Origin of the sequence: Cognatishimia sp., assembly GCF_964229375.1 — a bacterium.
Lineage (GTDB): Bacteria > Pseudomonadota > Alphaproteobacteria > Rhodobacterales > Rhodobacteraceae > Cognatishimia.
On sequence record NZ_CAXREH010000185.1, the window covers coordinates 13,915 to 27,454 of the forward strand.

The 13,540-nt window shown below is 56.7% G+C and carries 15 protein-coding genes; 14 read left to right on the top strand and 1 reads right to left on the bottom strand.

The window, feature by feature from the left end:
• Positions 1–13 precede the first annotated feature (13 nt).
• From ACEQWH_RS13645 to ACEQWH_RS13665, 5 genes are read left to right on the top strand one after another with little or no spacing between them, the layout of a single operon-like run.
• Positions 14–742 (top strand): ComF family protein, encoded by a 729-nt coding sequence (locus ACEQWH_RS13645; protein ID WP_370231721.1) that lies wholly within the window; start codon positions 14–16, stop codon positions 740–742.
• Between the two features lie 35 nt (positions 743–777).
• Positions 778–1,032 (top strand): glutaredoxin 3, encoded by a 255-nt coding sequence (gene grxC, locus ACEQWH_RS13650; protein ID WP_370231723.1) that lies wholly within the window; start codon positions 778–780, stop codon positions 1,030–1,032.
• Between the two features lie 2 nt (positions 1,033–1,034).
• The gene (locus ACEQWH_RS13655) at positions 1,035–1,862 is read left to right on the top strand and encodes a carbon-nitrogen hydrolase family protein (protein WP_370231725.1); all 828 of its coding nucleotides are present in this window, start codon (positions 1,035–1,037) and stop codon (positions 1,860–1,862) included.
• Complete coding sequence (locus tag ACEQWH_RS13660; protein WP_370231726.1) at positions 1,843–2,295, top strand: MarR family winged helix-turn-helix transcriptional regulator; 453 nt, start codon at positions 1,843–1,845, stop codon at positions 2,293–2,295. The genes ACEQWH_RS13655 and ACEQWH_RS13660 overlap by 20 nt, the downstream gene beginning before the upstream one ends.
• On the top strand, positions 2,292–2,459 hold the full coding sequence (locus ACEQWH_RS13665; protein WP_370231728.1) for a hypothetical protein: 168 nt from the start codon (positions 2,292–2,294) through the stop codon (positions 2,457–2,459). Before ACEQWH_RS13660 ends, ACEQWH_RS13665 begins: the two co-directional genes overlap by 4 nt.
• Here ACEQWH_RS13665 and ubiG read toward each other — a convergent pair whose 3' ends face one another.
• Positions 2,460–3,206 carry a bifunctional 2-polyprenyl-6-hydroxyphenol methylase/3-demethylubiquinol 3-O-methyltransferase UbiG gene (gene ubiG, locus ACEQWH_RS13670; RefSeq protein ID WP_370231729.1) on the bottom strand — a complete coding sequence of 249 codons (747 nt, stop codon included), beginning with the start codon at positions 3,204–3,206 and terminating at the stop codon, positions 2,460–2,462.
• A gap of 49 nt (positions 3,207–3,255) precedes the next feature.
• Between ubiG and pip the strand changes: the two genes are divergently transcribed.
• The 9 genes from pip (at position 3,256) to nusA (ending at position 13,525) form a co-directional block, all read left to right on the top strand.
• Positions 3,256–4,227 (top strand): prolyl aminopeptidase, encoded by a 972-nt coding sequence (pip, locus tag ACEQWH_RS13675; protein WP_370231731.1) that lies wholly within the window; start codon positions 3,256–3,258, stop codon positions 4,225–4,227.
• A gap of 196 nt (positions 4,228–4,423) precedes the next feature.
• A complete protein-coding gene (locus ACEQWH_RS13680; RefSeq protein WP_370231732.1) occupies positions 4,424–5,422 on the top strand; it encodes an ABC transporter permease in 999 nt (332 codons plus the stop codon).
• Positions 5,419–6,618, top strand: coding sequence for an ABC transporter permease (locus ACEQWH_RS13685; RefSeq protein WP_370231733.1), 1,200 nt, complete (start codon positions 5,419–5,421; stop codon positions 6,616–6,618). The genes ACEQWH_RS13680 and ACEQWH_RS13685 overlap by 4 nt, the downstream gene beginning before the upstream one ends.
• A gap of 9 nt (positions 6,619–6,627) precedes the next feature.
• Positions 6,628–8,280, top strand: coding sequence for an ABC transporter ATP-binding protein (locus ACEQWH_RS13690; RefSeq protein WP_370231735.1), 1,653 nt, complete (start codon positions 6,628–6,630; stop codon positions 8,278–8,280).
• A 54-nt stretch (positions 8,281–8,334) separates the two neighbouring features.
• On the top strand, positions 8,335–9,879 hold the full coding sequence (locus tag ACEQWH_RS13695; protein WP_370231737.1) for an ABC transporter substrate-binding protein: 1,545 nt from the start codon (positions 8,335–8,337) through the stop codon (positions 9,877–9,879).
• Between the two features lie 121 nt (positions 9,880–10,000).
• Positions 10,001–10,435, top strand: coding sequence for a ribose 5-phosphate isomerase B (rpiB, locus tag ACEQWH_RS13700; protein WP_370231738.1), 435 nt, complete (start codon positions 10,001–10,003; stop codon positions 10,433–10,435).
• A gap of 104 nt (positions 10,436–10,539) precedes the next feature.
• The gene (locus ACEQWH_RS13705) at positions 10,540–11,160 is read left to right on the top strand and encodes a CDGSH iron-sulfur domain-containing protein (protein WP_370231740.1); all 621 of its coding nucleotides are present in this window, start codon (positions 10,540–10,542) and stop codon (positions 11,158–11,160) included.
• 156 nt (positions 11,161–11,316) lie between these two features.
• A complete protein-coding gene (gene rimP / locus ACEQWH_RS13710; protein WP_370231742.1) occupies positions 11,317–11,889 on the top strand; it encodes a ribosome maturation factor RimP in 573 nt (190 codons plus the stop codon).
• A 4-nt stretch (positions 11,890–11,893) separates the two neighbouring features.
• Positions 11,894–13,525, top strand: a complete 1,632-nt coding sequence (gene nusA, locus ACEQWH_RS13715; protein ID WP_370231744.1) for a transcription termination factor NusA — start codon at positions 11,894–11,896, stop codon at positions 13,523–13,525.
• Positions 13,526–13,540: the final 15 nt, after the last annotated feature.

Consider the following 13,540-nt stretch of genomic DNA (forward strand, 5'->3'; position numbering starts at 1 on the left):
AGCGGTATCTAGGATGAAATTTCGCCAAGCACAAACTTTGCTGCAGATGATTTACCCGTCCCGCTGTCTTGGGTGCGGGACATTGGTTGAGGGGGACTTTGGTCTTTGTGGCGCCTGTTGGCGTGAGACACCCTTTGTGACAGGGGTCAGCTGTGACGACTGTGGGGTTCCGTTGTTGGGGGCGGACCCTGCCGAAATTGCCCATTGCGATGCCTGTTTGGGAGAGGAGCGCGCCTGGGATCGCGGGCGGTCTGTTCTGGAGTATCAGTCATTTGCGCGTCAGCTTGTCCTGCGCCTGAAGCACGGAGATCGCACGGATATGGCCGCTGTGATGGCGCAGTGGATGGCGCGACGCGCGCGGGATTTGGTGTGCGAGGACATGCTGGTGGTGCCGGTCCCGCTGCATTGGCGGCGGATGCTGAAGCGCACCTACAATCAGGCGGCGTTGCTGTCGACTGCCTTGGCCCGCGAGCTGGACGTGGACCATTGTCCGGACGCATTGAAACGGCGTGTCGCCACACAGCCTCTGAAGGGTGATCGTGATGCGCGGCGTCAGACGATGCGCTCTGCGATTGTCATCAACCCAAAACAGGCCAGTAAGGTTCAGGGGCGCGCCATTCTTTTAGTGGATGACGTTATGACGTCGGGGGCTACGCTGGATGCGTCGGCCCGGGTTTTGATGTCAATTGGCGCACGGAAAGTTGACATCATCACTCTGGCACGCGTTGCATTGGATCACTAAATCGCGCAAGACACTGACAGATAGGAAGTCGATCCATGAAACAAGTTGAAATCTATACCCGCCCTCTCTGCGGTTTTTGTGCGGCGGCAAAGTCTTTGCTGGACCGGAAATCTGTGGCCTATACCGAAGTGAACGTGTGGCAGAACCCTGATCGCAAACCAGAGATGGTTCGGCGCTCTGGTGGCCGGGCGACCTTTCCTCAGATCTTCATCGACGGCAAACACGTTGGTGGCTGCGATGATCTGATGGCTTTGGAGCATGGCGGCAAGCTGGATAAAATGCTGGCCTGATTATGAAAACAGCGCTCCTGCAGATCACGTCGTCAGAGGCTCCGGACCAAAACCTTGCGATGTTGCAAGACCGGATCGCCGAGGCGGCAGGGCAGGGGGCTGGATATGTTCTGACGCCCGAAGTGTCCAATTGTGTGTCGGCAAGTCGGGCGCATCAGAACGAGGTATTGCGGACCGAAGACCAAGACGCGACGCTGGCCGGACTGCGTGAGTCAGCCCGCACGCATGGCATCTGGCTGACGATCGGGTCACTGGCGCTCAAGACGACGGATCCGGATGGGCGATTTGCCAATCGGCAGTTTCTGATCGATCCGCAGGGCGAGATCCGCGCGCGCTATGACAAGATCCATATGTTTGACGTTCAGGTCACGCCGGAAGAGACCTATCGAGAATCATCGGGATACCGGCCTGGCACGCAGTCCGTTGCGGCAGAGACTCCTTTTGCGAAAATTGGGCTGACGATTTGTTATGACGTGCGGTTTCCAACGCTGTTTGCGGGATTGGCGCGGGCTGGGGCCGATGTGATCACCGTGCCTGCTGCGTTTTCGCGGGTGACGGGGGCTGCGCATTGGCATGTTTTGCTGCGCGCTCGGGCGATTGAAACCGGATGCTGGATTCTGGCGCCAGCGCAGTGCGGAGAGAATGCGCCAAAACGCAAAACTTATGGGCATTCACTGGTTGTGTCCCCTTGGGGCGAAATTGTCGCCGAAGCAGGGGTTGATCCTTGTACTATATATGTGGATCTTGACCGCGACCAAGTGGCCGAGGCGCGCCGTCGTGTGCCTTCGCTGACCCATGAGACGAAATTTGATGGCCCACTCTCAAAATGACACCGATGCGCTGGCGATTTCGCTGTTCAGCGAGATCCTGATGGCGGATCAGTTGGCGCGCAGCCGCTTGACCAAAGCGCTGCCCAAGGGGATGGAACTGTCGCATTTCTCTGTGTTGAACCATCTGTCTCACTCGGGTGTCGAGCGTACCCCTGCGCAGCTTGCCAAAAGCTTTCACGTTACGCGCGGTGCAATGACCAATACATTGGCTAAGCTGGAAGCGGCCGGGAATGTGCATATTCGTCCGGATTGGGATGATGCGCGCCGCAAGCTGGTCACCATCAGCCCCGCAGGGCGACGCGCCCGTGATGCTGCGCTGGCGAATATTGCGCCGATCATTTCGGAAGTGGTGGTCGAGTTGGGCGAGCATCGGGTGCGGTCTGCCCTGCCGATCCTGCGCGAATTGCGGGTGAAGCTGGAGGAAGATGCATGACGCCAGTTCGCAAAAAGTCGATGAATCTGGTCGCCGTTGGCGCGGCGGTCGTCTTTATTCTGGTCTATACAATCCCTACGATCCAGCACGCGGCCGCGGTGGACGCCTGTACCGAGCAGGGCGGCCAGTTCGACTTTGAAAAAGAGGTTTGCGTGACCGATTGATCAGGCTGGTTTTTGGCTTGTGGTAACGTAGTTTACGCTAAGATCTCGGTCCGAGATGGACCAGCCCCAGGTGATCGGATTGAACACGAATCCCTTGCGGTCCACCGGTGTCAGACCACCGTTTTGCAAAAAGGCATAGAGCTCGTCTGGCGTGATGAACTTGCTCCACTCATGCGTGCCTTTTGGCAGCCAGCGCATGACGTATTCTGCGCCGATGATCCCCATCATAAAGCTTTTGGGATTCCGGTTCAGGGTGGAACAGATCATGATGCCGCCGGGTTTCAGCAAGGTCTGACAACAGGTCAGAAACTCTTGCGGGTCGGCCACGTGCTCGACGACTTCCATGTTCAGAACGATGTCGAACCGCTCACCTGCTGCAGCGATCGCTTCGGCTGTAGTGTGGCGATAGTCGATGGTCAGGCCGGATTGCTCGGCGTGAATTTGGGCGACGGGAATATTGCGTTCGGCCGCATCTGCGCCAACGACCGTTGCGCCCAGGCGGGCCATGGGTTCGCTTAGCAAACCGCCGCCGCAGCCGATGTCCAGAATAGTCAGCCCCTCAAACGGACGCGCGGTGTTTAGATCACGATCATACTCTGCCGCGATTTGCTGCGTGATATAGTCCAGACGACAGGGGTTCAGCATATGGAGCGGCTTGAACTTGCCTTTCGGATCCCACCACTCTGCGGCCATTGCTTCAAATTTGGCCACTTCGGATGGATCAACTGTATTCAACTCGGGTTGCATTCTGATCTCCATATGATCTTTTGTGCGCGAGTTACTATATAGTGTCACTATGGACAAACATTCAGGTCAAAAGCGCGCAGTTTCTTATCTTTATCCGCCGGTCGAGCCTTTCGACCGCCGTATGATGGATATGGGCGACGGACATCAGATCTATGTCGAGCAGGCCGGCAACCCGCAAGGTAAACCCGTTGTGGTGTTTCACGGCGGCCCCGGCGGTGGATGCAGCCCGACGATGCGGCGTTATTTTGATCCCAAGGTGTATCGCATTGTTTTGTTTGACCAGCGTGGTTGCGGGCGTTCCAAGCCGCATGCGTCCACCGAGAACAACACGACATGGCATCTGATTTCCGACATCGAACGGATTCGAGATGCACTGGGCATTGAGCAATGGGTGGTGTTTGGCGGCAGCTGGGGCGCGACATTGGCGTTGCTCTATGCCCAGACGCATCCGGAGCGTCCGACTGCGCTGATCCTGCGCGGTATCTTTGCAATGACCCAAGCCGAGCTGGACTGGTTCTATGGCGGCGGTGCGGGGCAGTTTTTCCCGGAAACCTGGGCGAAATTCGCCAATATGGTGCCAGAAGACGAGCGCGGCGATATGATTGCGGCCTATCACAAACGGCTGTTCAGCGGTGATTTGACCACCGAAATTGCATATGCACGTGCCTGGGCTGCGTGGGAAAATGCCTTGGCGTCTGTGTATTCGGACGGCAGCACAGCCTTGCCACCCGCCGAATATGCACATGCGTTCTCGCGGCTTGAGAACCATTATTTTATCAATTCCGGGTTTTTAGAGACCGACGGTCAGATTTTTGAAAACATGGGCCGGATTGCGCATATCCCCGGCCGAATCGTGCAGGGGCGCTATGACATGATCTGTCCGCCACACACGGGCAAGAAAATCGCGGATTTGTGGCCCGCCGCGCATCTGAGCATCATTCGTGACGCAGGTCACGCGCTGTCAGAACCTGGCATTAGCGCGGAATTGGTCAGAACTATGGATTCCCTTGCCTCGGCTTAAGTCCAGATACAGCAATGTATATATCCAAAAAATAGCAGAAACTATCCATTTGAGAGCGTGAGCCCAACCTGTTGCGCCCCAGGGGAAGGCCGAACACAATATCTTCTCTGATTTCATTTCTACGTTCTTTACAGCCCGACGTCCTCAACTCACGATGGTTGGTAATCAAAAACAAAACCCAACCAGGTGAGGACAATTGGCCTCTATTTTACGAATTATTGTGCAGCGTTTGGCACTTGGTGTGCTTACGCTGTTTGTTGTGTCCATCGTCATCTTCGCAGCCGTCAACATGCTGCCAGGAGACTTTGCCCAAGCGATCTTGGGCCAGGGAGCGACGCCCGAAGCCGTCGCGGCTATCCGTGAAGACCTCGGGCTCGATAAGCCTCCGGTGACGCGCTACTTCGAGTGGCTCGGCGGTGCGGTGCGAGGCGATCTCGGCAATAGCTTCGCGCAGGCGAACTTTGCCTCCTTCGTGGGCACGGACGGGGCTAGCACGATGGGGTCAGTGGCCGCACAGATCGGTCCACGGTTTGCCAATACGATGTTCCTTGCAGGTGTGACCGCGATGATCGCGGTGCCCTTCGCGATTATCCTGGGCCTGTTGGCGGCGCTCTATCGCAACTCTTTGTTTGACCGGGCCGCGAACATCTTCACGCTCAGCTCTATTTCGTCGCCTGAGTTCTTTCTGGCCTATGTCCTGATCCTGTTCCTTGCGGTGCTGAACCCGATCTTGCCGTCGCTGTCCAACATTTACGCGGATATGGCCTTTTCGGAGCGGCTTGAAAAAACCCTGCTGCCGGCGCTGACGCTGACCCTTGTTGTGACCGCGCATATGATGCGCATGACGCGGGCGGCGATTATTAACCTGTTGGCTTCGCCTTATATCGAAATGGCGCGTCTGAAGGGCATGTCGCCCGCGCGGGTGATTGTGAAGCACGCGCTGCCGAATGCACTGGCTCCGATCATCAACGTGATCGCGCTGAACCTTGCGTATCTGATCACCGGCGTTGTGGTTGTCGAGGTTGTCTTTGTTTATCCCGGCATCGGCCAGCTGTTCGTCGACAGTGTGAAGATCCGCGATATCCCGGTTGTTCAGGCCTGCTGTCTGATCTTTGCATCCGCATACATCCTGTTGAACCTGACAGCTGACATCCTGTCGATAATCTCCAACCCACGTCTGAGGCATCCGAAATGAGTATCTGGATCCAACTTATTCTTTTCGCCGTGGGTCTGTTGGCCGCTGGCTGGGTGTTCCGGTTTGCTGGCCAGAAGGCGACCTCTAATGCTCCGTTCTTCCGCGATATGCCGACAGGCGTCGCCTTTGGTTATGTGCTCGGCGCGGTGTGTCTGATCTGGGCGGTGTGGACCTATTATGTGGCGCGCACCGTAGACCCTTCGATTGCGAACAAGTACTTCTTTTTCCGCGTCGCCGTAGATGGGTTCATTCTGTTTGGCATTGCCGCCTGGGTGTTCCGCCTGTTGGGGCGGACGGTCGGAACGGCCGCATCGCGTAAACTGTTCCGCAGCATGCCACTGACCGCCAGCTTTGGCGTGATGATGATCCTGATTTACGCGTTCGTCGCCATTTTCGCAGGTGCGATCGCGCCCTATGGACAGGAAGAGATCCTTGGATCGGCCAATGTGGTTCCCGGCGGCAATCCGGCGATGGGGGGCAACCCTGATTTCCCATTGGGCACTGACCAGATTGGCCGCGATATTCTAAGTCGCCTGATCTATGGCGCGCAGAACACAGTTGGTATTGCCTTTGCCACCACCTGTCTGGCGTTCTTCATCGGGGCTAGCCTTGGCTTCCTTGCCGCAGTTTTGCAAGGCTGGCTGGATCAGCTTTTGTCCCGCGGCGTTGATGTGCTTATGGCGATCCCCTCACTGATCTTTGCGCTTTTGCTGATGACGATCGCGTCTGCTTGGGCTGGATCCGAGAAGGGTCTGCTGACCTTCTATATGGTTATCATCATCGCGGTGATTGACTCGACCCGCGTGTTCCGGCTGGCCCGTGCGGTGGGTCTGAATATCGTGGTCATGGATTATATCGAGGCCGCGAAATTGCGGGGCGAGGGCTTGGGATATCTGATGTTCCGCGAGATCCTTCCAAATGCGGTTGCACCTTTGCTGGCCGAGTTTGGTCTGCGGTTCTGCTTTGTGTTCCTGACGATTGCGTCGCTGTCCTTCCTCGGTGTGGGCATCCAGCCACCGCTGGCGGATTGGGGCACGATGGTGCGTGACCTTGCGCAGTTCATCAACTTTGCAGCCTTTGCGCCGCAAGTGGCCACAGCGCCATTGCTGGCAGCCGGTGCCATCGCCTTGCTGACGGTCGCGGTTAACTTTGTTGTCGACTGGATGCTGCACGCATCCTCGGGCCTGAAAGAATAGGAGATAGACATGAGTGAAAAAGATCTCCTTCTGAAAGTTTCCGATATTTATATCGACGGTCGTTCGGACGAAGTCTGGCACCCCATCATCAAAGGCGCGAGCTTTGAGCTGCGCAAAGGTGAGGTGATGGGTCTGATCGGGGAATCCGGGGCGGGCAAGTCCACGCTGGGTTTGGCTGCGATGGGTTACACGCGCGACGGCTGTAAGATCACCAGCGGTAAGGCAGAGTTTGACGGCATCGATCTGGTCAACGCCTCTGCTGCCGTGAAGCGTGGGTTGCTTGGCAAACGCATCGCCTATGTCGCGCAATCTGCGGCGGCGAGCTTTAATCCGGCGCACCGTTTGATGGATCAGCACACCGAGGCGCCGACACAGCACGGCGTCATGTCCAAGTCTGAAAGCGAAGCGGACGGCATGGAGCTGTATCGCAAGCTGCGCCTTCCGAACCCGGACTCTATCGGGTTCCGCTATCCGCACCAGGTTTCAGGCGGTCAGTTGCAACGGGCGATGACGGCAATGGCGATGTCCTGCCGTCCAGAGCTTATCATTTTTGACGAACCGACCACTGCGCTTGACGTGACGACTCAGATCGAAGTTCTCGCATCGATCCGCGAGATCGTCGAAGAGTTCGATACCGCTGCGATCTATATCACGCACGACCTTGCCGTCGTGGCGCAGATGGCGGACAAGATCAAAGTCATGCTGAAAGGCGACGAGGTCGAAGAGGCCGAGACGCGCAAGATGCTGTCTGATCCGACCGAGGATTACACCAAATCGCTTTGGGCTGTGCGCAGTTTTCAGCGTCCGCAAAAGCCCGCGGTTCACACTGGCACCACGCCGGTTGTGTCCGTGAAAGGGGTCGATGCGGCCTATGGGACGGCCAAAGTTCTGCACGATGTCAGCTTTGACATTCACGAGGCGCGCACTGTTGCAGTCGTTGGGGAATCCGGATCCGGCAAATCGACGACCGCGCGGTGTATCACCGGGTTGCTGCCGCCGACCAAGGGTCACATAGAATTTGACGGCCAGTCGCTGCCGCTGGACTATCGCAAACGCGATCGCGGCCAGTTGCGTCAGGCGCAGATGATTTACCAGATGGCGGACACGGCGCTGAACCCGCGCAAGACGATTGGCGAGCTGATCGGGCGTCCGGTTCAGTTCTACATGGGCCTAACCGGAAGCGAGAAGCGGCGTCGGGTGGAAAACCTGCTCGAAGAGATCGAGCTGGAGCCAAGCCAGTATTACAACCGTCTGCCGTCAGAACTGTCCGGCGGTCAAAAGCAACGTATCGGGATTGCCCGCGCGCTGGCGGCCGAGCCGAAGTTCATCATTTGTGACGAGGTCACATCGGCGCTGGACCAACTGGTGGCCGAGGGCATTCTGAAATTGCTGGCACGACTCCAAGACACCTTGGGGCTTTCCTATATGTTTATTACGCACGACCTCGCGACGGTCCGCTCGATCGCGGATGAGGTTGTGGTGATGAAGGATGGGCGTGTGGTTGAACAGGGTCTGAAAGAAGACATGTTCCAGCCTCCGCATCATCCCTACACAGATCTGTTGCTCAGCTCGGTTCCTGAAATGGACCCGGACTGGCTGACAAATCTGTTAAATGAGCGAGGGGTAGAAAACATCGGCGATGCCGCCGTAGAAAAAATGTAACCTCTTATTAACAATAACCAATACATGACTTTGTCCTCACTAGGGAGAATGAGAATGACACAAATTAGCAGACGCGGCCTTCTAAAGACCGGTGCAGCAGCTGGTGTTCTGGCTGCAACCGGTGTGCCTCTGAAGGCGGCTCCGAAGCGTGGTGGTACTCTGCGTCTTGGTCTGGCGGGTGCGAACACATCCGACAGCTGGGATGGCCGGACACACTCTGACAGCTACATGATCATGACAGCGCATGGCGCGGTGTTTGATACGCTGACCCAGGTTGCGGCAGACGGTCAGTTGATCGGCGAACTGGCGGAAAGCTGGGAGGCAACCCCTGACGCGAAGACCTGGACATTTAAGCTGCGCCAGGGCGTGACGTTCCACAACGGCAAAGCGTTCGGTGCAGACGATGTTATGGCATCTCTGAACATGCACGTGGCCGAAGGTGCGAAATCCGCAGCGAAGCCAATCGTTTCGGCAATCACCGAAATGAATAAAATCAGCGACCACGAGCTGGCGCTGACTCTCGAGGCTGGCAACGCGGACTTCCCGTTCCTGCTGTCAGACTACCACATCCTGATGTACCCAGCGGGTCAGATCGAAGAAGCGATCGCCAAAGGTATCGGTACAGGTCTTTATAAAGTCGAAAGCTTTGACCCAGGCGTGCGCACCGTTATGAGCCGCGTTGACGGTCACTATAAAGACGGGTCCGAAGGCTGGTTTGACTCTGTCGAAGTCATCGCGATCAACGACGCATCCGCGCGTATGAACGCCCTGATGACAGGTCAGGTTGATGCGGTGAACCGCGTTGACTTTAAAACCGAAGCGCTTCTGAAAGCGAATCCGAACGTCAACATCTTTGAGGTGACTGGTAACCAGCACTTCACCTTCCCGATGCTGACTGGCCTGTCTCCGTTTGATAACGTCAAAGTGCGTAAGGCGCTGAAGCACGCGATCAACCGTCAGGAAATGGTCGACAAGATCCTTCTGGGTCACGGTGCTGTTGCGAACGATATTCCGATCGGTCCAGCGAACCAGTATTTTGCGGCAGATCTTCCGCAGAACACCTACGATCCAGACCTCGCGAAGTCCTTGCTGAAAGAAGCAGGTCTGGACGGTCTGTCGATTGACCTGTCCGCATCCGACGCGGCCTTCCCGGGCGCTGTTGACGCGGCTCAGCTGTATCAGGCGTCTGCGAAAGCAGCTGGCATCGACATCAACGTTGTTCAGGAACCAGCGGATGGTTACTGGTCCAACGTTTGGCTGAAGAAGCCTTGGTGTGCTTGCTACTGGTCCGGTCGTGCGACCGAAGACTGGATGTTCTCGACTGCCTACGAGACTGGCGTTCCTTGGAACGACACCGGTTGGGAAAACGCACGCTTCCAAGAGCTGCTGATGACCGCACGTGCAGAGCTTGACGCAACCAAACGTCGCGAGCAGTACCACGAGATGCAGGCAATCATGTCCGCAGAAGGTGGAACTGTCATTCCGATGTATGCAAACTACGTCGACGCGCATTCCACGAAACTGACCAACTCTGGCACAATCGGTAACGTGTTCCAGATGGACAGCTCGCGCCTGATCGAGCGCTGGTGGTTCGCGTAAGCTTTACGCCATATCAAACAGGGAACGCCTCGCTTTTGCGGGGCGTTTTCTTTTGGGGATTGCTCGGGCGGGCGTTTCCAGACAAAAGGCAATCACATTCTGATTTGGGGATCTGAAAGCCATGAGTAAACGCATTGTTCTGTCCAGCGACCACGCCGATATCGAGCTGCGCAAATCTATCGCGCAACACGTGGCGGACCGTGGCTATGAGGCGATTGATATCGGTCCGATGACCTCGGAAAGCACCCATTATCCCAAGCACGGCCGCGAAGCCGCCGAGATGATCGCCCAGGGCGATGCGGATCTGGGCATTCTGATCTGTGGTACAGGGCAGGGGATTATGATGTCGGCCAATAAGGTCGAAGGCATCCGCTGTGGCGTTTGTTCTGATGTGTTTTCAGCCAAGATGATCCGCGCGCACAACAATGCGCAGATGCTGTCGATGGGCGCACGTGTGATCGGTGCAGGCCTCGCGCTAGAGATTGTTGATGCGTTTCTGAACACAGAGTTCGAAGGCGGTCGTCACGCAACGCGCGTGGATATGATCGAGGCCTAAGTCTCGCGTTAGTGCGGGGCGTCTGTGCGTCCGCGCGCGGTCTTTGCTATTTGGCAAACGGAGTGTTCGCGCTAGCCTTCTGTGCATAGCCAGAGGAGAGACGCATGTCTGACACCCCAGCCATCGAAGAACGCGAAAACGGCCCGCTTGTGGTCAAAGGTCTGTCGTCCATGAAAAACACGGACGGCAGCGAGGTCGAGACCAAACCCATTATGGCGCTGTGCCGATGTGGTGCGTCTAAAAGCAAACCGTTCTGTGACGGGTCGCATAAAGATATTGGATTTGAAAGCAGGGGCGGGACACCGTCAGGGCGCGATCGAATTCTGACCTATGACGGCACCGAGGTGTCGGTGACCTATAATCCGTTGCTGTGTTCCCATGCGGCTGAATGTGGACGCCTTGCCAGCCATATTTTTAATCCGGCACAGAAACCCTGGGTGCAGCCTGACAATGGCAGCGCCGAAGAGGTGCGCGCCGTGATTGCAGCCTGCCCATCTGGCGCGCTTGCTTTGGCCGACGAGATGCCGCCGCATCTGTTTGCCGACCGTGCCGAGATCGAGGTGGAAAAGAATGGCCCCTATTGGGTCAAGGATGTGGTGTCTCCGGTTGCGCCGCAGGGAGAAGGCCAATCCGAGCGCAAATACGTGCTGTGTCGCTGTGGTTTGTCGGGCAATAAACCCTATTGCGACGGCTCACATCGGGACGCGAAGTGGCAGGACGACTAGGCGGCTTTGGGCGGGTCAGAACTGAGGGCTTGCAGACTCAGGCTGAACCGCCTATATCCCCCTCAACAGCGGCGCGCTGAACCTCAGCGCCCACCGGAAACGACAACGGGCCGCGGGCCCGTTTTTTTGTGCCCGCTGCTCTGAATGGACAAACGCATGAGCAATATGATTGCCAAATCTGCGATGGATCGCCGTCTTGCCGAGATCGTTGGCCCTGTCATCGAAGACATGGGCTTTGAGTTGGTGCGCCTGCGCTTTATGGGCGGCAAAACACATACGCTTCAGATTATGGCGGAAAAACCAGAAGGCGGCATCGAGGTCGATGACTGCGCGCAGATCAGCAACGCGATTTCTGCGGTTCTGGATGTCGAAGACCCGATCGAAGACGGCTACGCGCTTGAAGTTGGCAGCCCCGGCATCGACCGCCCGCTGACTCGCCTGAAAGACTTTGACACCTTTGAGGGCTATGAAGCCAAGGTTGAAACCAGCGAATTGATCGATGGTCAGAAACGCTTCAAAGGCGTGATTGCCGGTGTTGAAGGCGAAGAAGTTCTGATCAACATCGAACAAGGCACCGTGGGGCTGCAGTTTGACTGGCTGTCTGACGCGAAACTGGTGCTGACCGACGACCTAATCAAAGAAATGCTGCGTCAACGTAAAGAGGCCGGTGTGCTGAACGAAGACGCATTTGACGAAATTGAAACCGAGTCCGGTTCTGAGGAGGACTGATACGATGGCAATTACTTCTGCAAACCAGCTGGAGCTTTTGCAAACCGCCGAGGCCGTGGCCCGCGAAAAGATGATCGACCCAGGTCTGGTCGTCGAAGCGATGGAAGAGTCTCTGGCGCGTGCGGCCAAGTCCCGCTATGGCGCGGAAATGGACATTCGTGTGTCCATTGACCGTCGCACCGGCAAGGCCACCTTCACACGTGTGCGCACCGTTGTTGAAGAGGAAGAGCTGGAAAACTACCAGTCTGAGTTCACTGTAGAGCAGGCCAAACAGTATCTGGAAAACCCGGAAGTCGGCGACACCTATGTCGAAGAAATCCCGCCGGTCGAGTTGGGCCGTATCGCGGCGCAATCCGCCAAACAGGTTATCCTGCAGAAAGTGCGCGAAGCCGAGCGTGATCGTCAGTACGAAGCCTTCAAGGACAAGGCTGGCACCATCATCAACGGTCAGGTCAAACGCGAAGAATACGGCAATGTGATTGTTGACCTTGCGGGCTATGGCGAAGCGATCCTGCGTCGCAACGAAAAAATCGGCCGCGAAAGCTATCGCCCGAATGATCGTATCCGCTGCTATGTCAAAGATGTGCGCCGCGAGACTCGTGGTCCACAGATCTTCCTCAGCCGGACAGCGCCAGAATTCATGGCCGAGCTGTTCAAGATGGAAGTGCCAGAAATCTATGACGGCATCATCGAGATCAAAGCCGTGTCTCGCGATCCCGGATCGCGTGCAAAGATTGCCGTGATTTCTTATGACGGATCCATCGATCCAGTCGGCGCCTGTGTTGGTATGCGCGGATCACGCGTACAGGCGGTTGTGAACGAGCTTCAGGGTGAAAAGATCGACATCATTCCTTGGAATGAAGATCAGCCAACCTTCCTTGTGAACGCGCTGCAGCCTGCGGAAGTGACCAAGGTTGTTCTGGACGAAGAAGCCGGCAAAATCGAAGTTGTTGTTCCAGAAGAGCAGCTGTCTCTGGCGATCGGTCGCCGTGGTCAGAACGTGCGTCTGGCGTCTCAGTTGACCAACCTTGATATCGACATCATGACCGAGGCCGAAGAATCCGCGCGTCGTCAGAAAGAATTCGAAGCACGCACTTCCTTGTTCCAGCAAGCGTTGGATATCGACGAATTCTTCGCCCAGCTGCTGGTGTCCGAAGGCTTCACCAACCTCGAAGAAGTTGGCTATGTCGAAATCGACGAGTTGCTGGTTATCGATGGTGTTGACGAAGGCACAGCCAACGAACTGCAAACTCGTGCCCGCGAGTATCTGGAAGCAGCGGCAGCCGCAGCTCTGGAAGCGGCTCGTGCGCTGGGCGCAGAAGACAGCCTTATTGAATTTGAAGGTCTGACTGCCCAAATGGTAGAGGCGCTGGCCAAGGACGACGTGAAATCTTTGGAAGACTTCGCGACTTGTGCGGACTGGGAACTGGCCGGTGGCTGGACCACAGTCGACGGCGAGCGCACCAAAGACGACGGCAGCCTGGAGCCTTTTGGAATCACTTTGGAGGAAGCACAGGATATGATCATGACCGCTCGCGTGATGCTGGGTTGGGTTGATCCTGATGAATTGCTGGCGTCTGAGGACGATGCCGAAGAAACCGCCGAAGGCGACGCTTCCGAGGAGGCCGAGGCCTGATCTCAGGCCTCGAGA